This window comes from Dapis purpurea BLCC-M126 (assembly GCF_050015975.1).
In the GTDB taxonomy this organism is placed as follows: Bacteria; Cyanobacteriota; Cyanobacteriia; order Cyanobacteriales; family Microcoleaceae; genus Trichodesmium.
This window is the reverse complement of record NZ_JBNHER010000314.1, coordinates 92,852-116,362: the sequence shown is the minus strand read 5'-3', so window position 1 is coordinate 116,362 and position 23,511 is coordinate 92,852. Positions and strand designations below refer to the sequence as shown.

Genomic DNA, 23,511 nt, shown 5'->3' with positions numbered 1-23,511 from the left:
CTAAAAATTTGAGAAAGTCAAATTGAGACTATCTCACCACATCTGACCTTTTCTAATGTAAAAAGTGACGCATTCCAGTGAGTATCATTACCAAACCTAATTCATTTGCTGCAGCAATAGAATCTTTATCTCTCAGACTACCACCTGGTTGAATAATTGCATTTATTCCTGCTGCTGCTGCTGTTTTTACTGAATCATCAAAAGGGAAAAAAGCGTCACTAGCTAATACTCCTCCAATAGCTTTTTCTCCTGCTTGCTCCAAAGCTATTTTTACTGCCCCGACTCGATTCATTTGACCAGCACCAATACCAACAGTAGCGCGATTTTTTGTCACCACAATTGCATTAGACTTAACGTGCTTTACCACCTTCCAAGCAAACATTAATTCTTCTATTTGTTCGGCAGTAGGTTGTTTTTCTGTAACGATTTTCCAATCACTAGAATTATCTATCGCATCATCAGTATCTTGAACCAAAAAACCGCCAGCAATTACTTTTATAGTTTCGGGTTCGCTCTGTTTTAAATCTGGTGAAATTAATACTCTTAATTTAGATTTTTTCTGAAAAATTTCCTCTGCTTCCGGTTCACATCCAGGAGCAACTATACATTCCAAAAATGTCTTAGTCATTGCCGTAGCAGTCGGCGCATCAATAGATTTATTTAAAGCAACAATTCCGCCAAAAGCAGAAACCGAATCTCCAGCAAGAGCTTCTTCATAAGCTCCTAAAAGAGTCTCATTAACTGCAACTCCACAAGGATTTGTATGTTTCAGAATTGCTACAGTCGGAGCATCCGAAAATTCTGTAATAATCCGTCTTGCTGCTTCTAAATCTACTAAATTGTTATAACTTAATTCTTTACCTTGAAGAATTTTACTTGCCGCCCAACCACTAGCATTAATTCCGGTTTGATACCAAGTCGCAGATTGATGAGGATTTTCTCCATAACGCAAAGTATTAATCTTTTTGCCGGAGAGGAAAAATGTTTCTTTTTCTGATTTTTCTGACTCAGAATTTGTTTCTTGTTCTTGTAAATAAGTAGCGATCGCTCGATCGTAAGTTGCTGTATGTTGAAATCCTGCTAATGCACATTTTTGACGAAATTCTAAGGATACTTCTCCTCCATTTTTCCTTAATTCTTCCAAATAAGAATTGTATTGAGAAGGGTTGCATAGAACTGTTAGATGAGCAAAATTTTTAGCTGATGCTCTTAACATTGCAGGTCCGCCAATATCAATTTTTTCAATTGCTTCTGCTAGGGTAACTCCCGGTTGAGAAATTGTTTGTTCAAAAGGGTATAAATTAACAACAACTAAGTCAATAGGTCGAATATTATTAGCATTTAATTCTTCAATATCTTGCTCTAAATCTCTTCTTGCTAAAATACCTCCATGAATGCGAGGATGTAAAGTTTTAACCCTACCTCCTAAAATTTCTGGAAACCCCGTATAGTCAGATACTTTTGTTACAGAAATTCCTGCATCTTTAAGAGTTTTAGCAGTACCCCCACTACTAATTATTTCATAGTCAAATTCTGAAACTAAACTTTTTGCTAAATCAATCAAACCTGTTTTATCAGATGTACTTAGTAATGCTAAACGTGCCATTAGTTTTAAATCCTAATTTAGATAAGTAACAGTCTATATTTTAAGAATTAAAATTAAGATATTGAAACTCTGCGGATTATTTTAATATTTTTGAACATTTAGCAGTCAGCTTGCCTCCTGCGGAGGAACTTCTTTAACAGCTTTCAGCTCTTTAATAAATACTTAGTATATTAGAATAAAAATTAATACGGTTCAGAGCAAACCAAAACTCAAAAGTTATCTAGCTATAGACTCATGTATTTTCCGATAGTGGTTCATAGTAATGGTTTAGGGAGTGTGGGAAGTTTGGAAAAAAATGTATATTTTCACCATTACTATGCAGAACTACTTATTTTCCTTCTTTTTTCTCCCTTCTTCAAAAAATTCTTAACTAATAAGAGTCATATAATTAAAAAAAATTACTTTTAACCAATCCTTATATCACAGAAGAGGTCATTTCAGTTATCAGTTAACAGTAATTATTAATTAAAGTACGCCTGTTTCAGTTAAAAACACTCATAAAGCTAGCATTCTCGATAAAAAAGCTCAGAAAGATTTAGGGAAAATTATTCCTCCTACTTTCTCTGTCTCTCCACTCTCCCCACTCTCTGCTTTTTCAGCAAACCTTAATTAGGTCTAAAAATTGCTTTATTTCTGACAGCTCTCAATAAAAATACTTCAACGAAAATAAAATTTTAGGATAAAGTGAAAAATTATGATAAGGTCAAAGTAATAGTAGTAACTCCGCTAGTAAGTTGATTTATTTTTTCAACTAAAGTATTATCTTCCAAAGCCTAATATGCAAATATCTTGGTTTAATCGACTAAAAGAAATTTTCAGTTACTTATTAACCACAGGAATTATTATTACTACCTTATTTTGCTTAGGGGGTTATTGGCAAAAAGGTATAATTTTTGAGTTAATCTCTCATTTTAAAGTTCAGTATTTTGTAATCAGCTTAATTTTGTTATGTTGCTTAGGTATAACAGGCAAAAAAAGATTATTTTTAGTTGGTACATTTTGCACAATTATTAACCTCACCCCAATTTTACCTTGGTATATTTATCAAAATAGTATTAGTCAAGAAACTGCTAACTTACGAATTTTAGTTCACAACCTTTACGGAGGTAGAAATTCTCAATATTCACAAGTTACCAGAATGATAAGAGAGGAAAATCCAGATATAGCAATTTTTTTAGAACCTACAAATACATGGTTTAAAAATCTGCAAACATTATCTGATATTTTGCCCAATTCGATTGTTTCTCAGTTTACCTACAGAACTCCTCCCTATGGAATTGTTGCAGTTTATAGCAAATTTCCCATCAAGGATTACTCAATAAAATTTTTTGCTCCCAACAAACCCACTATTATTACCAACTTCAATATTAATCAACAAGCCATTTATTTAATAGCAACCCATCCTACTGTTCCTATATACACAAGCAGTTTTAAACAACGCAATCAAATTTTAGAGGAACTTGGTAAATATATTCAACAATTAAATCATCCAGTTATTCTTGCGGGAGATTTGAATATAACTATGTGGTCTCCTTATTATCAAAAATTAGAACAGGAAACTGGGTTAAAGAATAGCCGTTTAGGGTTTGGTATTCTTCCTACTTGGCCTGCTAAAGGATTTAGTAAATCTATAGTATATAAAATACTATCTAGATTTTTTCAAATTCCCATAGATCATTGTTTAATCAGTTCAGAAATTCAAGTTGTAAATGTTAAGACAAGAGGCAATTTAAATTCTGAACTAGGTTCAGATCATATACCTTTGATTACAGATTTATTTATTAGGTAATAATACTATAAAATTTCCCATACTTGTGAGGTAATAAATTCTAGGTTTTAGGGAATAGGGAATAGGATAAAAATAAAAATAGATGTACCTGATGACTTTGGGAAACTCTATAAATCCAGTTTCAGGTAATTATCAATTATCCATTATCAATTATCCATTAATTATTTATCTTCAATTTGCCGAGCATTAATCTCCACTGCCGAAACATCAATAGTGCCAGGAGGAGTTAATCTACTAAAAGAACCTCCTTCAACTTTAAGTGGTTCTCCACAACTAGGACATTGACATTGAGTTTGATTTAAAGCAGTAAATTCATAACTACAAACGGGGCACTTATCAATAATTAAATTGCGATTTAACCACCAACGCAAACCAATAAATGCAATTACAGGTGCAATTAAAATAAAACCAAATAATATTAAAATCGAATTAACTAACCATCCCAATCCTATAGAACCCAGTAACCAAACAACAGCTAAAACAATTAGCCAATTACCAATACTAGCCATAGTTAATTGAAATATTTTTGAGTTCCCTTGATTCACTTAATTATCTCCTCTAATACCAATTACCATACATTAAAATTCTATACTTAGGTGAAACTCTAATTATTAAATAATTAATACAGGCTGAATAACCTTTTGGATAATTATTAGCCAGTAGCGTATTAATTATTAATATTTTTACTACTCCCCTACTCTCCCACTTCCCTACTCCTCTACTCTATCCTAATCACAAATTTCAAGAAAAGTAATCGAGAGCCTGGAATCCACCCTTTAAAAAGAGGTGGAGTTAAGGCGAACGGCAGTTTCAATCGCCGTGGTTTAAACAACGCACAGTTTATTAGACCTACGAATCAGTTGGACTTTTTTAGGAGAAAATTTCCCAATTCGTTTCCAATTATGGTCATAAATGCTAACTTTTGCACAACCAAGTCTTTCTTTAAGACGCTCAAAAGGCAAAACCAAATGGGCAGTGTAAAGTGTGAATTTAGCCAACTGCACTGCAATTCCTGTATAGTTTTTACCAGGGTCTCAACCAACTACTATTTTCTGAGTTTCACGACCCGATGGTTCAGCTACTAATCGAACAAAATACAAACCCGCATCATTCCAATGGCGAGTAGCTTTATCCTTTCTTGACTCAACGGCGTGCCCGCGATGCTCTTGTAGGCATTGCAGGAGAGCCATCAGGATTTTGTACTGGTACTCGAATCATCAGAGATAATCCTTTTCCAGAAAGTTATAAGTCCCTAAGACCATCAAAAGCTTTGTGTCCTGCAATAATGCAGTGCTTTTACCCAAAAAGGCCAACAGATAATCCGAGCTAGGTAAATACCCAGAAGTGTTATCGCTTTGGGCTTATTGGTCTAGCCAACTCTTAGTCGGATATTCGGTTATCCAAGCTGCATGGCTTCAGCCCGCAGAAGTTGACAGTTGTCTTACTCTTTCGGTAAAAGCTCTCCTACCAAAAACTTTTAAACTTTCCTCTCGCAACCACTGACCATCACACCTTTGATCCTCTCCCTTCAGCATTTCTATACAAGCATTAGCTACTGCTTCTGGGTCTCGGTAAGGCACCCGCCATCCTAACCTTCCATCTTGTAAAGGTTCCGCCGAACCATCCGCATCTCCAGACAACACTGGCACTCCACAGGCCATTGCTTCCAAATAAACAATACCGAACCCTTCCTGAGAAGGCATAACATAAGCATCAGCTACTTGATAATGTTTAACTAAATCCTCTGTGGGCACAAATCCTGCAAATACCACTTTTTCCCCTACTCCCAAATCTTGAGCCAACTTTGCCAAGCGAGGTTGGTCATCTCCTCGTCCAATTACTAAATACTTGACTTCTGGGAAAATTTGTAGTATTTTGGGCAACGCCCGAATTGTCACATCAACACCCTTATAAGGGTCTCCCGACCAAAGTCTAGCTACAGTCATTAATACTTTTGCCTCCTGAAGATTGTAACCTTCAATCAAATCTACAGGTTTAGGTCCAGGAATAAACTTATCCCCATCCACCATACAAGGCAACAATTGAAACTTATCCGGATCTAGATAGTTACTTTCACAACAGCGATCGCGACTATAACGACTAATAGTTAAAATATTAGCTGATTGTTTTAATGCCTGTTGAGATTTATTTGGTAGTGGTTCCCATACTTCCTTACCATAAGTTAAAACTGTATAGGGAATGCCCAGAGGCACACACAAAATTTGAACCAATGGAGCTAAATTAATATGACCACAAAAAACCTGTTTGGGTTGTTTTTTAAGTAAAAACCATAGTAATGTTGTAGCTAACCTTAATCTCCCTAACCAAACAGACTTAGTTTTCAAATAATAGAAATTTAGACTATTGGACTGATAGGGATTTTCACAATCTTTACCATCTCTTAGTAATAAGATATCTGATTCTAGAAAAGAGTCATCAGATTTTACATAATTTGTCAAGTCTTGGTAAGCCTGAAAAATATCTCTTACATAAGACTGAATGCCACCTTCACAAGATAAAATCTCCAGAAAAACGAATATATTTCCTTTTTTTTGAGCAACCTTCTTAGCCAATTTTATCCCCACATTTTTAGATTATGTTTATTTCCACACACCCCTAATATTGGTTATTACTTATAGATCAATACGGTTCAAATAAGATTATAACTAATAAGGTGTACCGCGCTTAGAGTAGCTCTTCATAATTACATAACTACCAAAAAAAATATTTAGCTGAATCATATTGACTTATAGCTTTATTTCAAAGTAAAACCATGCTGATAATGTAGTCAAAATTTAATAATAATCTAATTCCAATTTACTTTAAAGATGTCATAAATAGTTTCAGAATATAATATGTGAAATAATTTACTGAAATTACTGTAGTTTCAAAGTTTTCAGCCTATAAAATCGGACTTTTTACTATCTTGAGTGCGTCTTACATTCTTTTCTCGGATCCTTTCCGCAGGAAATCGAATCTCTGAATTACCCACTCGATGGATGACTTTTAACTTCCGTGAAACAGTATAAATTGTAGTTATTGAAAAATATATCCCTCGCCAAAATAACCAAAGAATTATTTTCCCGATTGCCTATTTCCTGAAAACTGCACTAAACCTGAAAACTGCACTAAAGTATAATAAAAATTTACTACAATTTCTCAAATTTTCTCAACTGCATAAGAACTAAAAAAAAAGATTTACACCCTCTGAGAATTTCTACAAATACAAAATGTACTTAACTAAGAAAATCCACAAAGGGCGTAAAATTTTATAAATTTTATTTAGATATCCAAGTCTTAGAATAGACCTAGAGTTAAGGAAATATCAATTGGTAAAGTAGCACCAATACCTAACCACAGAGTAACTGCTGTACCAAATAGGAATACAGCAGTAGCTACTGGACGACGGAAAGGATTTTGGAACTTATTGACATTTTCAATGAAAGGAACCAACATTAATCCTAAAGGAATAGAAGCCATTGCGAAAATACCCAACAATTTATTAGGTACAGTACGCAGAATTTGGAAAACTGGCCAGAAATACCACTCAGGCAAAATTTCCAGAGGAGTAGCAAATGGATCTGCTGGTTCACCAACCATAGCAGGATCTAGTACAGCTAAACCTACACACAAAGCCAATGTACCCATCATTACTATTGGGAATACATAGAGCAAATCATTAGGCCAAGCAGGTTCACCATAGTAGTTGTGACCCATACCTTTAGCTAACTTAGCTCTTAATTGAGGATCGCTCAGATCCGGTTTTTTCAAAGTGGACATAACAGTTCTTTTCTCCGTGATAGTTTATATTCTCTCCGAGCTTAAGCACGGGAGATTCTACCATACCTTAGTTAGTCGGCAGGTTGACTTTTCCTGCTGCTAACTTTGGCAGTAGTCTGACGCTTCTCCCAGTATTAATTTCTAGTCTCGGAAGGATATCCAGCAACTCAATTTATTTGCCTTAGCAACAGTCTCTCTAGAACCAGGAGGCTTCAGACCCATTTTTAAAGCGAAACCTAGTTTTATAGTTAATGATTGCTTAATTTACAAAGGTCCAGAGATACCTTGCTTACGAATCATTAAGAAGTGCAATAACATAAATACTGCAATAAACCAAGGTAATACAAAAGTATGAAGACTGTAGAAACGAGTTAGAGTTGCTTGACCAACACTTGTACTACCACGCATCAGTTCTACAATGAATGGACCAACAAATGGAATTGCATCAGGTACACCAGACACAATTTTTACCGCCCAGTAACCAATTTGGTCCCAAGGTAAGGAATAACCAGTCACCCCAAAGCTAACAGTAATTACAGCCATAACTACACCTGTTACCCAGGTTAATTCCCGAGGCTTTTTAAAACCACCTGTGAGGTAAACCCGGAAAACATGAAGAATCATCATCAGCACCATCATACTGGCAGACCAACGATGGACGGAGCGAATTAGCCAACCGAAGTTAACTTCAGTCATAATGTATTGGACTGATGCTAATGCTTCTGTTACTGTTGGCTTGTAGTAGAAAGTCATGGCAAATCCAGTAGCAAACTGGATCAGGAAGCACATTAAAGTAATTCCACCTAAGCAGTAGAAAATATTTACATGAGGTGGAACATATTTGCTAGAAATGTCGTCAGCGAGCGCTTGAACTTCTAAGCGTTCGTCAAACCACTTATAAGCGGGTGAATCAGTTACCTGTTTTGAGAACATGAAGCTAAAAATCCTAGATGAATATTGCTGTTTGTTAATGAATTAAGTTTTTGGGTAGTTAGGAAAAGATACTCACATTAACCCTTGAATTGAATCAGCAATAGAAAATCTCATACTAACTGACAAAGGAATCAAGCTGCAAGTCTACTGTTTGAGTAGATAAATCTTTATTCCTTGCCTACCCTCTAGTAAAAAAATTTAACATAATTTGTAGATATATTTCAGATAAGCTGGCAATTTTTGTAGAGTTTGATATTTGAAAGAATTTTCGTTTATCCTAGAGATTTTATCAAACGACTTCACTATATCGGCCAATTATCAAGGATTGATAATTTAATACTTTTGTTTTATGAAAAAAAGATTTTTGCAAATTGCACTTCTATTAATATTGCCAGTTATTCTGACCTCGGCACTTTGGACACCTTCTGCAAGAGCATTAACTGAAGAACAGAGCTTATTGGGGGAAGCTTGGCGTATAGTCAATTTAGCTTATGTTGATGATTCTTTCAATCATCAGAACTGGTGGTTTAAGCGTCAAAAATTAATGAAGAAACCCCTGAAAACTAGAGAAGAAACCTACAGCACCATTCAAGAAATGTTGGCTAGTCTAGAAGACCCATTTACGCGACTTCTCAAACCACAACAATACCGGAATTTGCAGGTCGATACTTCAGGAGAATTAACAGGAGTGGGTTTACAAATTGCCTTAGACTCTCAAACAGGAGAACTAATAGTTATATCCCCCTTGGAGGGTTCTCCTGCTGAAACTGCTGGTATCCAAGCAGGGGATCGCGTAGTGAAAATTGATGGCCATCCCACCACAGAATTTTCATTAGATGAAGCTGCAAATAGAATGAGGGGTACTGTTGGTTCTTCTGTTCTACTAACAATTCTAAAAGAAAGTAGCGACCAACCCCAAGACATCACAATAATTCGGGATCAAATAGAGATTAATCCAGTTTATGCCAAGTTAAAGTATAACTCTGAAGCAAGCCCAATTGGTTATATTCGCCTTAGTCAATTTAATGCTAATGCTACTATAGAAGTAAGCCAAGCTATCAAAAGTTTTGAGGAACAGGGAGCGATTGGCTATGTACTTGATTTACGCAATAATCCAGGTGGACTGTTACAAGCTGGAGTAGAAATTGCGCGTTTATGGTTAGACGAAGGTACAATTGTTTACACAGTAAATAGACAAAGAATTCTTGGTAGTTTTTCTGCTGAAGGTCCTGCTATAACTAATGCCCCATTAGTTGTCTTAACTAATCAAGGAACTGCTAGTGCTAGTGAAATTCTAGCTGGCGCACTTCAGGATAATGGCCGTGCTTTCTTGTTAGGTGAAAAAACTTTTGGTAAAGGCTTAATTCAATCTTTGTTTGATTTGTCTGATGGTTCGGGGTTGGCAGTAACAGTGGCTAAGTATGAAACGCCAAACCATAAAGATATTAATAAACTGGGAATTATTCCAGATTTTTTGGTGGAACAAGACCCAATTTTACCTAAACAAATTACTACAGAAGCTGACAAACAATATCAAGCTGCAGTAGAACTTATAACATCTCAATTTGTATTAGCTAATGCAGCTTAAATATCCAGAAATCAGGGGTTTGACTGTACCAACATTTCATTAAATAGTAAGAGGTTTATTCGCGCCTACCTACTTATATAACAATATGAAATGATTCGTGAAGAAAAAACTTTAGGGGTTTGGTATTTTCATCCCATTTTTGCTTGGGTTTTGTTTCCAAACCCCCTTAGCTAAAATATTACAATCTATGGGCGGATTTCTATAGAGAAGAATTAGATTCTGAATTTGTTTTAATACCATTATCTTCTAGCCAAATTATAGGCATTTGATGAGAGTCTACTCGGTTACTTTGCTCCTGCATAATAGTTTTAGCTTGACCAGGATCAAAATAGCGACTAAATTTTTCCTTCTCATTATTAAGTCTCTCTTTTGTAGCTCCAATTTCAGATTCAATAACTTGTAGTTTTTCTTGAATAGATTGGTAATGAGGTAACAATTTTAATAAAGCAGAAGTTACACAAATAGAAAGTAAGATATTAGTTAATAATTTTGCTGTACTTTCAATTGTTATTCCTACTATATAAGTGGATTTTTGTTGTTTATAGAATAATCTAGGTTTAACTTGAATAGGCTGACCATCAGAAATTGATGAAAATTGAACTGGTTTAGTAGCTTGCATAATTTTGTGTGGATAAGTTAATCAATTATAATACTCCTATTTTGTATATTAATCTATCTATGATAAATAAATGATTAATTACTAACAAACTTAATTTTTAGTCACCATAAAATTTTGCTTAGAAGAGACTGAACATAGTTATGATTTTTAAGCCAGAAAAAAATGTAGATAGATGATTAGTTAATATTGGGTTTAATTCTATTAAAATTACCTTGATGGGTGAGAATATATAGATGCTTTAATTATGAGTATTCCATAAAAAAAATCTGCCCCATTAGTTTTTACCTTAGTAACTTCTCAATAATACTTGACTTTGCTAACAAGCCAAAATTTTATTGTGTTAAGGAGTAACCGTTAGGACAGATTTAGATGTTAGGTTTTAATAATTGACAGGATTTTACTTGTACAGCTCAGTTGAGAGTCGGAATGCTAAGATTCCTGGGATGAGAGCTATTACGAGAGCAACCAATACTTGGGTATCAGATAAAGGCATAGTTCAAAACTCCTAATGAATGTTTGTAGTTGACTGTGCAGTTAATTTTCCATATTTTACCTACAATTGGCAAATTCACAGACTGTTATTGTTACAACTTGAAACAAACGATTAATTTTTTTCCTTCTTCGATACTATCCTTCTCTTGTATTTAGCTCCGGGGTTTGTCACTCATCACTCTTGTCTTAATAGCTACTTAAACACTTAATATAAGTTAATATAAGTTAACAAAAGAACAAAAAATCAATAAAAATCGGCTTACAGAACTTACGCACCCATCCAAATAAGGAAACGGGTTTATTGGCCTAATTATTGTCTTTCGCTCTCACGAAATTTCGCCTCATAACTCGGTTTATGCCTAAGTACTAACTTAGTCAAACTATTAGTATATAATTATTTATTAGGATGATAATTTTTTTAGTTGCTACTATACTTACTTAATTAATATTAATTTTTTAATTTTTGCCTAGAAATACTTTTGCTAGATTGGAGAGAAAAATTTCAAATCAACTATGTACATTGAAGTACAGTTTACTAGACAGTGCAAAGTTCTTGAAATAACTATTGCTAGCTAAGGCTTTCAGCGATCTAAAGGTTAAAAACTCTTTATCGAAATCTGTAAGTACTGTAAGGATTTCACAGTAATGCTTTGAGCCTTCAATACAAATTTTTCTTGGGGATAACTTTCTACTTTTCAGTAGTTTATACTTTTGAAATAGCTAGCTCCCTGATTTAGAGAGCTAACTGATAGACATTTGAGACAGGAAAAATTTTCTCTATTTATTCAACAATCCAGGGAGTTAAAGTAGGTTGCCATGATACTAACTCTTCCTCTTTAAACCAAAGACTAATTTCGTTCTGAGCAGTCTCAATCGCATCAGAACCATGTATTAGATTACGGCCAACACTAATTCCATAATCACCACGAATTGTACCAGGTTCAGAACTCAAAGGATTAGTTGCTCCAATAATTTTTCTCGCAGATGCCACAACCCCTTCACCTTCCCAAACCATTGCTACTACAGGGCCAGATGTAATAAATTGTATTAAGCCTGGAAAAAATGGTCTTTCTTTGTGAACATCATAGTGTTTTTCAGCTAGTTCCTTACTTACACTAATAACTTTTAAACCCACTAGGGTAAAACCTTTTGTTTCAAAGCGACTGATAATCTGGCCTACAAGTCCTCTTTGGACACCATCCGGTTTAATCGCTATAAAGGTGCGTTCCAAACTTATGCTCCTCAAAAATTTGCTCAATAGTAATATTTTACGGTACAGAGTAAATTCTACTTAAACTAGCGCTATAGTTTTTCCTCTAGGATTTATACGAATACTGAATTTAGTTAAAATTGTCTTACAGTTTAGTGTATTAAAAAAATTACTCAATAGTAATCTTTTACGATACAGAGTAAATTCTACTTAAACTATAGCGCTATAGTTTTTCCTCTAGGATTTATACGAATACTGATTTAAGCTGTTAAGCATATAAATTTCTAGGAGATTCTAACCATACCAAGGGTTTTAGCTTATAAAACAAGCGGTTTAAATAACCAATAGTTTAGTGAAGTAGTCATGCCAAATTAATTACATATATTCTAAAGCTGGAAAGTCTATAATGATGAATATTACAGGGAACAAAATTAGGTAATTAATTTTGCCTAGGCACTTAAAATATCTTACAGTTTAGTATTTTAAAACAATTACTCAATAGTAATACTTTATAATACAGAGTAAATTCTATTTAAACTATAGCGCTATAGGTTTTCCTATAGGAGGATTTATACAAATACAGATACAGATACTGATTCAGTTAAAATTATCTCAAGTTTAATCTATCAAATTAAAAGATAAAATGGATTTACAGTCAACTATAAATCAAAACTCTTCTGAGACTTCAAATAATACATCATTCACTAATAAAACCCAAACAGAGAAAACAGAAATTAATCATATCAAGTCTGAACAAAAGAAATCATGGACAATTGAAGATAGTGAGAAACTATATAGAATACTTGGTTGGGGTAATCCTTATTTCTCAATTAATTCTGCTGGTCATGTTACAGTTTCCCCTAAAGGTGATTTAGGAGGTTCTTTAGACCTATATGAACTTGTTGAATCTATTAAACAAAGAAATATAGGACTACCATTAATTATTAGATTTTCAGATATTCTTGAAGATAGAATTGAGCGGTTAAATGCTTGTTTTGCTAAAGCGATCGCTCGTTATAAGTATAAGAATATATATCGAGGTGTATTTCCGGTCAAGTGTAATCAAAATAGTCAGTTAGTAGAAGAAGTAGTTAAATTTGGTAAACCTCATAAATTTGGTTTAGAAGCAGGTTCAAAACCTGAATTATTAATTGCTATAGCTACCTTGAATACGACTGATGCACTAATAATTTGTAATGGTTATAAAGACCGAGAATATATTGAGACAGCAATCCTAGCTCAAAGATTAGGAAAAACACCAATAATTGTAATTGAACAGGTAGAAGAAGTACAATTAGTGATAGAAGCTAGTCAAAAATTAAATATTAAACCTGCAGTTGGAGTCAGGGTAAAACTCAGTACTAAAGGTATTGGTCGTTGGGCAGGAACTACAGGCGATCGGGCTAAATTTGGTCTCAATATTCCGGAAATAATTCAAGTTGTTAATCAGTTAAAAAGTGCGGGTATTTTAGATTCTTTACAGCTATTACATTTTCATGTTGGCTCACAAATTTCTTCAATCAGTGTGATTAAAGATGCTATTAGAGAAGCAAGTCAAATTTATGTAGAATTAGCTCGACTAGGAGCGAATATGAAATACTTAGATGTAGGAGGTGGTTTGGCAATTGATTATGATGGTTCTAAAACAAATTTTTATGCTTCTAAAAACTATGATATGCAGAACTACGCTAATGATATTGTGGCAGAAGTTAAAGAAGCTTGTGAAGAGAAAAATATATTACCTCCAATATTAGTGAGTGAAAGTGGTAGAGCAGTTGCATCCCATCAATCAGTTCTAGTTTTTGATGTATTAGGAGTTAGTCAAGTTCCAAAAGAAGAACCAGTAGTTATTGGCAAAGACGACCATTTAATTTTGCAAAACCTCTATGAAACCTATCAATCTATTAGCAAAAATAATTATCAAGAAGCATATCATGATGCTATTCAATTCAAAGAAGAATCTATTAGTTTGTTTAATTTTGGATATCTGAGTATTATTGAACGGGCAAAAGTAGAGCAACTATATTGGGGATGTTTTCGGAAAATCCAAGAAATACTAAAAGACTCTGAATATGTGCCAGATGATTTAGAAGAACTAGAAAAAATCATGGCATCTATTTACTACATTAATCTTTCTGTTTTTCAATCTGCTCCTGATAGTTGGGCGATTAATCAATTATTTCCAATTATGCCTATTCATCGGTTAGATGAAGAACCTACTGAAAAAGCTATATTAGCCGATCTTACCTGCGATAGTGATGGAAAAATTGAGCAATTTATTGATTTACGAGATGTTAAATCATTCTTAGAATTACATTCTCTGAAAGTTAGTCATAAATATTCCCAATATTCCCCTATTCAAAAATCAGAAAATTCTGCTACAGAAATTTCTTCTGTCTTTGAACCTTACTATCTAGCAATGTTTCTTGGAGGTGCTTATCAAGAAATAATGGGTAATCTCCATAACTTGTTTGGTGATGTTAATGTTGTGCATATTAAATTAACCCCTTCAGGGTACAAAATTGAACAGGTTGTTAAAGGGGACACAATGACAGAAGTCTTGAATTATGTTCAGTATAATTCTGATGGTTTAGTCGAAAGTATTCGTTGTCAAACTGAGCAAGCTTTACAAGAAGAAAAAATTACTATTAAAGAGTCGCGAATGCTGCTACAAAATTATGAGAGTAGTCTCAGCAGTTATACTTATTTGAGGGGGCTGCACATTAAAGAATGATAATAGATTTTAAACTGTACATATTATTGAGGAAACAGTTATCCAAAAATATCTACTTTTGGATTTTATAATTCTTGATTGTGTAACACCAAAAATTCAGTAGCTATAAATGATAAATATATTGATTTTATCTTCTAAGTTTTCATGATAAAAAAAATAATTTTCACCTATGATTCAATATCATTGAAGCTATTTATACTGACTATTGCTAATGAGTACTAGAAACAATCTAAATATTTGTAGGAAAAATTTATAAATTTAGATGAAATACCAAAAATTGTGCTACTTAAAAATCTCCCTATCTCCCCATTCCCCGATCTTCCTATCAATCTTTAGTAGCAAATATTAATCATATTAGTATACGCCATACTTATAGCAGTTTTCATTAACATAGACGATAGAGATTTTGGCTTAAAGGCAAAACGCAGGAAACAGATAACAGAAGTTTTGTAGTCTACCTTTGTGAAAACCACTATAACTGAATTAAAAAAACTAGGGGAAGTAGATTAATACCCCTAGTTTTATTCTTTCTCAGCCAGGTTAATTACTATGAATTATCAACCTAGTTTCCAAGGTATTTTTATTGACACAAAGATTTGACTGCGCTTTCCTTGGTATAGGTGAAAAAATTAACCCCCATTTTCCTGCAAAATATCCTTAATTGTTTTATGTTCTGCAGGAGGAGCAGAAGGGAAAGGATGACGAGTATCGGTAATTAACCAATCAAGGGCTGCAGCTTTAACATCAATAGATGCTCCAGTCTTATCTACACAATAACGACCAAACACCAACTTATCAACTAAGCGAACTCCTGGGCCTAAACGGGAATATTCAAAAATAACACTACTATCAACAGTTGCACCACTGCAAATCCAGCAATTAGGACCAATCATAGTAGGTCCAACAATTTTCGCACCATCTTCAATCCTGGTCATACCACCAATATAAACAGGTCCTTCGATATCCACCTTATCCCAGTTAACTGCTACATTTAAGCCAGTAAAAATTCCTGGCGATACCTCTTTACCGGGGATAGAGACATTTTTAACTTGCCCCTGAAGTACATCTCTAATTGCTCGCCAGTAGTCTGGCACCTTACCAATATCCACCCATTCAAAATCCATTGCCACACCATAAAACGGTGCCCCTATCTCAACCAATTTGGGAAACAACTGACTACCAATATCAAATTCAACACCAGACGGAATATAATTAAGCACTTCTGGCTCAAAAATATAAATACCAGTATTAATATTGGTACTAAGAGCTTCTTCAACTTTTGGCTTCTCTTGGAAAGATTGAATTCGCCCTGTTTCATCTGTCACTACAACACCATAACTAGAAACCTCTTCGCGAGGAATAGATTTCATAATCACAGTAGCCATCGATCCTTTTTCTTTGTGCCATTTGAGTGCTGTAGTCAAATCCAGATCTATCAAAGCATCACCACAAAGGACTATAAAAGTATCATCAAAATAAGGATAAAAATCTTGAATCCGCCTCATACCACCAGCAGAACCTAGTGCTTCCCCAATCAAGTTTCCATCCTCAATTCGTCCTTCAAAAGAATAAGCAATATCTACCCCAAATTTTTGACCATCACGAAAATAGTCCTCTATTTCCTTTGCTAAATGGCTAACGTTGACCATAATTTGGTCAACACCATGTAGACGAAGCAACTCTACCAAAAATTCCATTACTGGTTTTTGCAGAATAGGAATCATTGGTTTAGGAATGCGATAAGTAATTGGACGAACACGAGTTCCCTTACCTGCTGCCAGAATCATGGCTTTCATTTTGGTTTCCTCCACCTTAAAAATGTCAAAAATACTAAAATACTTATTATCTCTGTTCTCAATTCACAATACAAACTCCGTTCAAATCTGACTTCAACAGGCAGAAAAGCAGAATGATAATTTTTCACTTTTCTGATGGAAAGGCAGATCGCTCAATTTTTATCTACCAATATTTGTTGATATTCTGGGTGAACAGGGTTATTGTTGGACATATCTTTCCAGTTCATATTCATAGATACCGGATAATATGATGTTTCTGAGATATAGCACGACGTTAATTAGTTAGGACATTTATAAATGCTCAAACTCACTCAGGAATTACTTCTGAATTCTGAATTCTAAATTGCGCGTAGTGCTATATTTTCCAATTTTCAGTTTGATAGTCTTGAGTTTAATGAATTAGAATATTATCAAAAGAAGTAATTCAGGGTTTTTACCCAATAATACACACATCAGTTCAATAACTTACTACATTGATATTGAAAAACCAAAAGATTGTTAATTATTGCTAAGAAAGAATTAGTTAGGATATAGACTGATGATAAATCTTAGACTAGGAAATGTTTTTTCAACTCTTCCCTTTTCCCTTTTCCCTGCTATAGATAAAAAATTTTTGAGCCTTTAATATTCCATGAATTTCCCTGTTGATAAGCTAATTTATACCAACAAAGGCTGTAAATTAATCTTAATTTTAGCCACTATGTAGGTAAAGTATTATAGAAATTTCAAATGTATAGTATTATACTATGTTGTTTTTCAAAGGATTAAATTTTCTCCTCTAAAACTTTTTGGTCTTGAGAATGTGATGAAATAGTACGGATTTTGATTTCTTGGTAAAATTCTTCTTGGGATAACTCAACTTTAGACTGAGCAGAAAGCAGGAGTAATGCCCAAAATGCACCTACTCGATCAGAATTTACTTGGACATTGATATGTTCATTTTCTTGTTTTTCAGCTTTTAACTGTAATCTTGAAGACCACAATTCTAAAAGATTTTCAAATTCTAACCAATCTTCACTTCTCTCTGGCAATTTTTCTAGAAGAAACTCTTCTATATCTGTAGCTGTTTCTACTAAATTTTCCTGGTGAGCTAATTCTGCAATAACTTTGGCCGCTTGCGCTCTTGCTTTGGAACTAGTTTTACGGATACGAGGACGTGCTTTTCTATCTTCTATAGCAGATCCAATCAGTTGTAACTGCTCAATTAATTCTTGAAGGGTGACTCTACGTTTACGGGGGGAGGGAGCTACAGCACGACGACGTAATTGTTGTTCTAGTTTTAGTGGTATCTTTGGTGTTTCAAAATTTTCTGCTTCTGGAATTTGTACTATTTCACATATCTCTGAATTATTTTCAGATGATTCTGAATTAGCTAGATGATCTGCTTTTAGCCATACTAATATAGATGCGTACAAGAATGCTTGACCTGACTGAGATAAATTGGCAAAATCGTCACTTGCAGAAATATTTGATTCAGGAGTAAGTTTACTTAAGTAGCGATCGATTACTTCAATTACCTGGACATCCCAAGGATTAATTTCTCCCTTTTCTGCTAAGTTTGTTAATAGAGCTATTCCTTCTGAAAGGGTTTCTGAAACTTGGGGAACTCCAATTGTCATAGTTGTAGTTTTTTCTCTACTTTACTGTACTTTTAAATATCAATAATTATCAGACTATTCTTGAAATATTTTAACCTGGAATCTCACACTTTATGATAAGTGTGAGATTATTGAGAGTGAAAAAATTAAGGATAGTAAAGGTTAAGCTTTCAGCTATTAGGATTCAGATTTAAGCTTTTCCTATGAGACTACGCAAACAGTTTTTGAAATAATAAAACAACTACTAAGGTTAGCTGATTGCCTTTTTCTTCAAAACCAAAACTTTTAATTATTTTTGAAGACTAATTCCTTCTTCCAAAATAATTAGTTAATAACTTATAGCTGTTAACGTTTTCGGCTAAGAGCCGACATGAATGCGGAGCATTCAGTCAGGAAAAAGCACAACTCTTCCACAGGAGGCAAGAGGCTAGCTGACCACTGAATGCTTAGATTAAAGGTTAGTATTATCCAAATACAACTACCCAATGAAATAAAAGTTATAACTGAATTAATTCTACTTTTATTTAGAAGCTTCTAATTCAGTAGATTTTTCTAGCTCAGACAAAGTTTCTGATGCTGCTAAACTAGCTCTTTGTTTTAGTTCATCTTCATAACGTTCTACATCTTCTTGTAATTCTTGAATGCGTTTATTTCTGCTACGAATTTCTCGCATTTGTCCGAAACTTCCTATGGTATGTTGCATTCTTGACCATAAGTTGAATAGCCATGCTAGAACTGCTCCTAATCCTGTAGCAATTACAAGTTCTACAGATAATGGAGCTTCTAACTCAATACCTTCAATAAGTTTGATAGTTGTTAGTTGGGTATTTTGTAAGCTGAATATAACTAACGCTAAACAAACTAAGAAAATCAGCAAAAAGTTTATTGGTTTCATTGTTTTTGTTTCAACTTATGCTTGAATGGTCAATATCTTAAGTTTATACCTTTCATGTATAAACTGGCAATATATTTTGTGATATTAAGTACCATCTTAATTGATTCACTATCTAATACCAAAATAGGAAGTAGGGTTATTAGTTATAGTATATTTTTGCTTAATGCCTAGAATATTTAAAAACATTGATCTTACTTACTTATTACTTAATAAGTGAAGTCTTGACGAAGTATAGCATTATTTTGGGAAATTGGTATAATTTACTATCCTTAACTTATTAGTTTTTGCTTATTCCTAAAGTAGGTAATATTTGATATTTTAAAGCTATACCTATATAAACCAATAAACTAATTAATATTGCACCTATTCCTATGGGGCTAGGAATCCAAAATACCACATCAAGTGAATTAATTTCTCCCGGCTTGAGTTTCCATATAATTTCTCTATCATTTTGATAGTATATTGTATTATTTTCACTTGATTCGACATCACTAAAACCCCAAGGTGTAATTAACTGAAACTCAACATCTAATAATTCACCTGGATTAACTGCAACTTTGCGATTATCTGCAGATAATCGCAAATCTAAATTCATACTCAATTTATTCCTTAATGCCACAAAAAAATTATTCTGGTTAACATCTATATGAGATGCTAGTTTTGGTAAATCTACTGCTATTTCTGGGGAATAATTTTGAGACCCTACTGAATCCATAGGTTGAAAAAAACTATTAAATTTTTCTTCTAACTCAGCACCATTATTAAAAGGAATTGTAACTACAACTTCTTGCCTAGATATTCTTTTTGTTTTTCCTTGTAACTCATAAGTTCTAGTTTCTATACTTTTTAACCAATCAGAAACTATATCGCGACTAAAATTGCGTAACTTCTGTGGTAGTTTAATATGTTGTACAATCTCACCATGGGTTTGACTCTGAAAATTTATTCCCACTTCATATTGAACACATCCACTCAGTAGTAAAATTGCTAAAAAACTAATCAAAATAACTTTCAGAACTTTCATATCTAAGCCTGCCTTGTTGCTACACCTAATTTTTGAAATAAGATAGATCGCAAATAGTAACCACCATTAATTAATTCTGGAAAATTGCCAATATCTACTAAACTTTGAAATGCTGCAAAAATATTACCAGTAACCATTGTATTTTTAACTAGACCTATTATTTGAGCATTTTATACTTTATAACCTAAACCCAAATTGACAGAAAATTCTCCTGCTAGTTACTTGATTTGATTGACCTGCTCCTACTCCTAATACCTGCTCTACTATTAAACCTTCTTTTATGTTACTAATCAATTTACTGTCAGAAGTTTCCCCAGGACTAATACTTAAATTGACTAAACTAAAAGTAGGCTGAGATAGTCCATATCTAAAAACTATTGCCAGTGGACTTGCATCCTACAAGAGCAGCCCATTTTTTGTCCTAATAGAAGTTTTTGATTGTATCTGCTTCTATAAAAGTTTTGACCATAGTTAGCTATACTTTTATCATCACAGGCACAAACATAAGGCTCAAAATTAGGGTCTTCCAAGACGGTAAATGGTGGTCGAAAATATTATCTCCTACCTTATCTGCAAGAGCAGAGGATTTCTGGACTAGCTTGTACAGACAAAAAAGTTTTCCATAATCTAGCGATCGCTTTTTCTACTGCTTTAGGAGTAAAAAATAGAGGGATAGTTGCACAGTTTATCTTAGCTGAATTTTCAGCCCATTGATATTTTTGGATTACTTAGAAAATTAGTTTATTGATTTCTAGGAGGCTAAGGCTAACCAAATCTGAACTAGATAATTTTCAGAAAGTCTTCATTTTGAACTAAATTACTATAAATATCAGCACTAAATAATTGATTAAAATTTTGAGCATAGACATCAGTATTAGTCAAAAATTTAACTTTTGTCTTGCGAATATTAAAACCAATATTTACTAGAATATTTGGATTTTAATTATGAATCTTGATAAATAATTTCTTGAACTGATACGATTAATTAATTAACTTGAGGTAAGTTATAGTCTAATTTTGGTGGATTAAAATTATTAGAGGAAGCAAATTAAAATTGTATAATATTGCTAACTTTTGCTGTTTGAATAGCAGTATCAATTAAGTTATCAATTCTTGTCAAATCTTTAGAACTAGTAAAACCCAATTTACCTTTATAAATTAATCTCAGAGCTACTCCTTTTTTCGCTTTATTTTATAGAAATTTTAAATAATTATTTTCAAATTTTATTGGGATATCCTCAGTTGATAAATAGTAAATTTCTACAGCTTCAGCTTTTTGAATAGCAAGTTTAAGAATTTCCTCTAAGGTTGATTCACTCAGGAGAATTTTTCTTGAATTTTAAAATTAGAATTCATCGTAACTTGCTGAAGCAGCTTGTTCATCATCACGCTTAGAGCCTAATAATTCCAGTCTATCTACTCTAATTACTGGTTTAGAACGACTTGCCCCTGTATTACGATCTTCCCAATATTCAAATTTCAAAGATCCTTTTACCCCAATTAATTTACCTTTACGAACATAGTCAGCAGCAACCTCTGCAGTTTTACCCCACATTTCTAAATTAAACCAGTCTGGTTGGTCAGTTTTACTGGAACGACGATTTACAGCCAAGGTTAATCTACAAACTACACTACCTGATTCAAAATATTTAACATCAGGGTCACCACCTACCCTACCCACCAAAGTTACAACATTTAGACTCATATACTATTATCAAATAACTGCTAATCTTACCAAAAAACTAGATTTAATATCTTAACCTACAATAGTGACCTTCTATTATAATAGATAAAAGTGGAAAGGTAATCAATCACTCTAAACACCTAGTTCTTTAATCAATAGATGCACCCAAAAACACAGAAAACAAGTTTTTTAGGCGCGTGAATGGTAGGATATAGCATACGGGAATACGCTATGGAAATAGAGGAAAAAGGTGATAAAAAAACTATGTCATTAGGTATTTGACTTAAGTGGTTTCAGTGAACCAGGAATCCTGGATTTTCAGGATAATCTCCGCACCTTTAGGCCGGAAAAGATGTCAAATCTACAATAATATTCTAACAGGACTAATTAATTAAGCAGCTCCTAATCTCATACTTCCTCCGGATTTTGTCCCTATTGTGTCGCACTAAGAAACCAAGGACAGTTAAACTTGCTTGTATCATTTTTGATACAGTCCTAGTAGACTGAGGAATAATCATAAAATTCACCTCAGCTATATTTCTTTATAAATTATTAAACAAAGTTAAGATTTGATTTTGGGGGTCAAAATCCAGTGGGTCTGATAAATCGCTTTTCCTTGTCTCGGGACATGGGAATTGACTTGGGTACTGCGAATACACTTGTATATGTATCTGGTAAAGGTATTGTTCTTCAAGAGCCATCTGTAGTAGCTATTGATCAAGAGCAAAAAACTTCTATCGCAGTGGGAGAAGAAGCCAAAAAGATGCTGGGGCGAACTCCTTCTAATGTAATTGCAATGAGACCCCTACGGGATGGGGTTATTGCTGATTTTGATACAGCAGAATTAATGCTGAAACATTTTATCAGGCGAGTCCATGAAGGAAAAGCCCTGGTATCTCCAAGAATTGTTATTGGTATTCCTAGTGGAGTAACTGGTGTAGAAAGACGAGCTGTAATGGAAGCTGCTGCTCAAGCTGGTGCTAGGGATGTACGGTTAATTGATGAACCTGTTGCTGCTGCTATTGGTGCGGGGCTGCCTGTGGCCGAACCTACTGGCAATATGATTGTGGATATTGGTGGAGGAACTACAGAAGTTGCTGTTCTGAGTTTACAAGGTACAGTTCTGAGTGAGTCTGTCCGTGTAGCTGGAGATGAACTGAATGATTCTGTTACTCAGTATATGAAAAAAGTCCATAATTTGGTCATAGGTGAGCGAACTGCGGAAGATATAAAGATTAAATTAGGTTCAGCTTATCCTGCTCAGGATGATAATGAGGCAACGATGGAAGTTAGGGGTATACATCTATTATCTGGTTTACCTAGAACTGTCACAGTCAAAGCAGCAGAAATTCGAGAAAGTATGAGTGAACCTCTATCTATAATTATAGAGGCAGTTAAGCGGACTTTGGAACGTACTCCCCCTGAACTAGCAGCAGATATTATAGATCGGGGTATTATGTTGGCTGGTGGTGGTGCTTTGTTAAAGGGGATAGATACTTTAATTAGCCATGAGACTGGTATTATTACTCATATTGCAGCAGACCCACTTTGTTGTGTAGTGTTGGGTACTGGCCGTGTTTTGGAGAATTTTAAACAGCTTGAACGGTTTTTCAGTGGGCAAGCTCGATAGAGTTGTGTTATTTATTTTATTTGAGTACCGACTGAGGGGCTTTTCTCGGATAGTTTTTTTTGATTAGAAATAAAGATTATTGTGTTAAGTCTAGCTTTATACATCTATAAAATTCACTAAGACTATTAATTGC

21 protein-coding genes are annotated in these 23,511 nt (G+C 34.0%); 4 read left to right on the top strand and 17 right to left on the bottom strand.

Going from position 1 to position 23,511, the window contains the following annotated elements; translation table 11 throughout:
* Positions 1-52: 52 nt before the first annotated feature.
* Positions 53-1,606: a bifunctional phosphoribosylaminoimidazolecarboxamide formyltransferase/IMP cyclohydrolase gene (gene purH, locus ACP6PL_RS28915; protein WP_426548798.1), complete on the bottom strand. Its 1,554-nt coding sequence runs from the start codon at positions 1,604-1,606 to the stop codon at positions 53-55.
* 778 nt (positions 1,607-2,384) lie between these two features.
* On the opposite strand from purH, the gene ACP6PL_RS28910 reads away from it, so the two are divergent.
* Entirely contained in the window at positions 2,385-3,395 is a 1,011-nt protein-coding gene (locus tag ACP6PL_RS28910; protein ID WP_426548797.1) for an endonuclease/exonuclease/phosphatase family protein, read from the top strand.
* A gap of 161 nt (positions 3,396-3,556) precedes the next feature.
* Here the strand turns inward: ACP6PL_RS28910 and ACP6PL_RS28905 are convergent, their stop codons facing one another.
* The 5 genes from ACP6PL_RS28905 to petB form a co-directional block, all read right to left on the bottom strand.
* Positions 3,557-3,940, bottom strand: coding sequence for a hypothetical protein (locus ACP6PL_RS28905; protein ID WP_426548796.1), 384 nt, complete (start codon positions 3,938-3,940; stop codon positions 3,557-3,559).
* A gap of 489 nt (positions 3,941-4,429) precedes the next feature.
* Positions 4,430-4,585 carry a hypothetical protein gene (locus ACP6PL_RS28900; protein ID WP_426548794.1) on the bottom strand — a complete coding sequence of 52 codons (156 nt, stop codon included), beginning with the start codon at positions 4,583-4,585 and terminating at the stop codon, positions 4,430-4,432.
* A 225-nt stretch (positions 4,586-4,810) separates the two neighbouring features.
* On the bottom strand, positions 4,811-5,980 hold the full coding sequence (locus ACP6PL_RS28895; RefSeq protein ID WP_426548793.1) for a glycosyltransferase family 4 protein: 1,170 nt from the start codon (positions 5,978-5,980) through the stop codon (positions 4,811-4,813).
* A gap of 712 nt (positions 5,981-6,692) precedes the next feature.
* Complete coding sequence (petD, locus tag ACP6PL_RS28890) at positions 6,693-7,175, bottom strand: cytochrome b6-f complex subunit IV (protein WP_426548792.1); 483 nt, start codon at positions 7,173-7,175, stop codon at positions 6,693-6,695.
* Positions 7,176-7,439: 264 nt separating this feature from the next.
* Positions 7,440-8,108 carry a cytochrome b6 gene (gene petB, locus ACP6PL_RS28885; protein WP_426548791.1) on the bottom strand — a complete coding sequence of 223 codons (669 nt, stop codon included), beginning with the start codon at positions 8,106-8,108 and terminating at the stop codon, positions 7,440-7,442.
* A 349-nt stretch (positions 8,109-8,457) separates the two neighbouring features.
* Here petB and ctpA point away from each other — a divergent pair, with 349 nt between their 5' ends.
* Positions 8,458-9,696, top strand: coding sequence for a carboxyl-terminal processing protease CtpA (gene ctpA / locus ACP6PL_RS28880; RefSeq protein ID WP_426548790.1), 1,239 nt, complete (start codon positions 8,458-8,460; stop codon positions 9,694-9,696).
* A gap of 199 nt (positions 9,697-9,895) precedes the next feature.
* Here the strand turns inward: ctpA and ACP6PL_RS28875 are convergent, their stop codons facing one another.
* The 3 genes from ACP6PL_RS28875 to ndk all read right to left on the bottom strand — a co-directional run bounded on the left by ACP6PL_RS28875 (position 9,896) and on the right by ndk (position 12,038).
* On the bottom strand, positions 9,896-10,315 hold the full coding sequence (locus ACP6PL_RS28875) for a slr1601 family putative cell division protein (RefSeq protein WP_426548789.1): 420 nt from the start codon (positions 10,313-10,315) through the stop codon (positions 9,896-9,898).
* A gap of 397 nt (positions 10,316-10,712) precedes the next feature.
* Positions 10,713-10,808 carry a photosystem I reaction center subunit XII gene (gene psaM, locus ACP6PL_RS28870; protein WP_071525264.1) on the bottom strand — a complete coding sequence of 32 codons (96 nt, stop codon included), beginning with the start codon at positions 10,806-10,808 and terminating at the stop codon, positions 10,713-10,715.
* Between the two features lie 780 nt (positions 10,809-11,588).
* Positions 11,589-12,038, bottom strand: a complete 450-nt coding sequence (gene ndk, locus ACP6PL_RS28865; protein WP_426548788.1) for a nucleoside-diphosphate kinase — start codon at positions 12,036-12,038, stop codon at positions 11,589-11,591.
* A 622-nt stretch (positions 12,039-12,660) separates the two neighbouring features.
* Here ndk and speA point away from each other — a divergent pair.
* The gene (gene speA / locus ACP6PL_RS28860; RefSeq protein WP_426548787.1) at positions 12,661-14,751 is read left to right on the top strand and encodes a biosynthetic arginine decarboxylase; all 2,091 of its coding nucleotides are present in this window, start codon (positions 12,661-12,663) and stop codon (positions 14,749-14,751) included.
* 629 nt (positions 14,752-15,380) lie between these two features.
* Here the strand turns inward: speA and ACP6PL_RS28855 are convergent.
* From ACP6PL_RS28855 to ACP6PL_RS28820, 8 genes are all read right to left on the bottom strand, one after another.
* Positions 15,381-16,547, bottom strand: coding sequence for a nucleotidyltransferase family protein (locus ACP6PL_RS28855; protein WP_426548786.1), 1,167 nt, complete (start codon positions 16,545-16,547; stop codon positions 15,381-15,383).
* Positions 16,548-17,311: 764 nt separating this feature from the next.
* Complete coding sequence (locus tag ACP6PL_RS28850; protein ID WP_426548785.1) at positions 17,312-18,166, bottom strand: segregation/condensation protein A; 855 nt, start codon at positions 18,164-18,166, stop codon at positions 17,312-17,314.
* A gap of 499 nt (positions 18,167-18,665) precedes the next feature.
* On the bottom strand, positions 18,666-19,040 hold the full coding sequence (locus tag ACP6PL_RS28845) for a LapA family protein (protein WP_426548784.1): 375 nt from the start codon (positions 19,038-19,040) through the stop codon (positions 18,666-18,668).
* 277 nt (positions 19,041-19,317) lie between these two features.
* Positions 19,318-20,064, bottom strand: coding sequence for a DUF3153 domain-containing protein (locus ACP6PL_RS28840; protein ID WP_426548783.1), 747 nt, complete (start codon positions 20,062-20,064; stop codon positions 19,318-19,320).
* A 2-nt stretch (positions 20,065-20,066) separates the two neighbouring features.
* Positions 20,067-20,201, bottom strand: a complete 135-nt coding sequence (locus tag ACP6PL_RS28835) for a hypothetical protein (RefSeq protein WP_426548782.1) — start codon at positions 20,199-20,201, stop codon at positions 20,067-20,069.
* Between the two features lie 40 nt (positions 20,202-20,241).
* Positions 20,242-20,388, bottom strand: coding sequence for a hypothetical protein (locus tag ACP6PL_RS28830; RefSeq protein ID WP_426548824.1), 147 nt, complete (start codon positions 20,386-20,388; stop codon positions 20,242-20,244).
* Positions 20,389-21,112: 724 nt separating this feature from the next.
* A complete protein-coding gene (locus tag ACP6PL_RS28825) occupies positions 21,113-21,208 on the bottom strand; it encodes a hypothetical protein (protein WP_426548781.1) in 96 nt (31 codons plus the stop codon).
* Between the two features lie 201 nt (positions 21,209-21,409).
* Positions 21,410-21,769: a single-stranded DNA-binding protein gene (locus ACP6PL_RS28820; protein WP_426548780.1), complete on the bottom strand. Its 360-nt coding sequence runs from the start codon at positions 21,767-21,769 to the stop codon at positions 21,410-21,412.
* A gap of 607 nt (positions 21,770-22,376) precedes the next feature.
* Here ACP6PL_RS28820 and ACP6PL_RS28815 point away from each other — a divergent pair.
* The gene (locus ACP6PL_RS28815; RefSeq protein ID WP_426548823.1) at positions 22,377-23,378 is read left to right on the top strand and encodes a rod shape-determining protein; all 1,002 of its coding nucleotides are present in this window, start codon (positions 22,377-22,379) and stop codon (positions 23,376-23,378) included.
* The last annotated feature ends 133 nt before the right edge of the window (positions 23,379-23,511 follow it).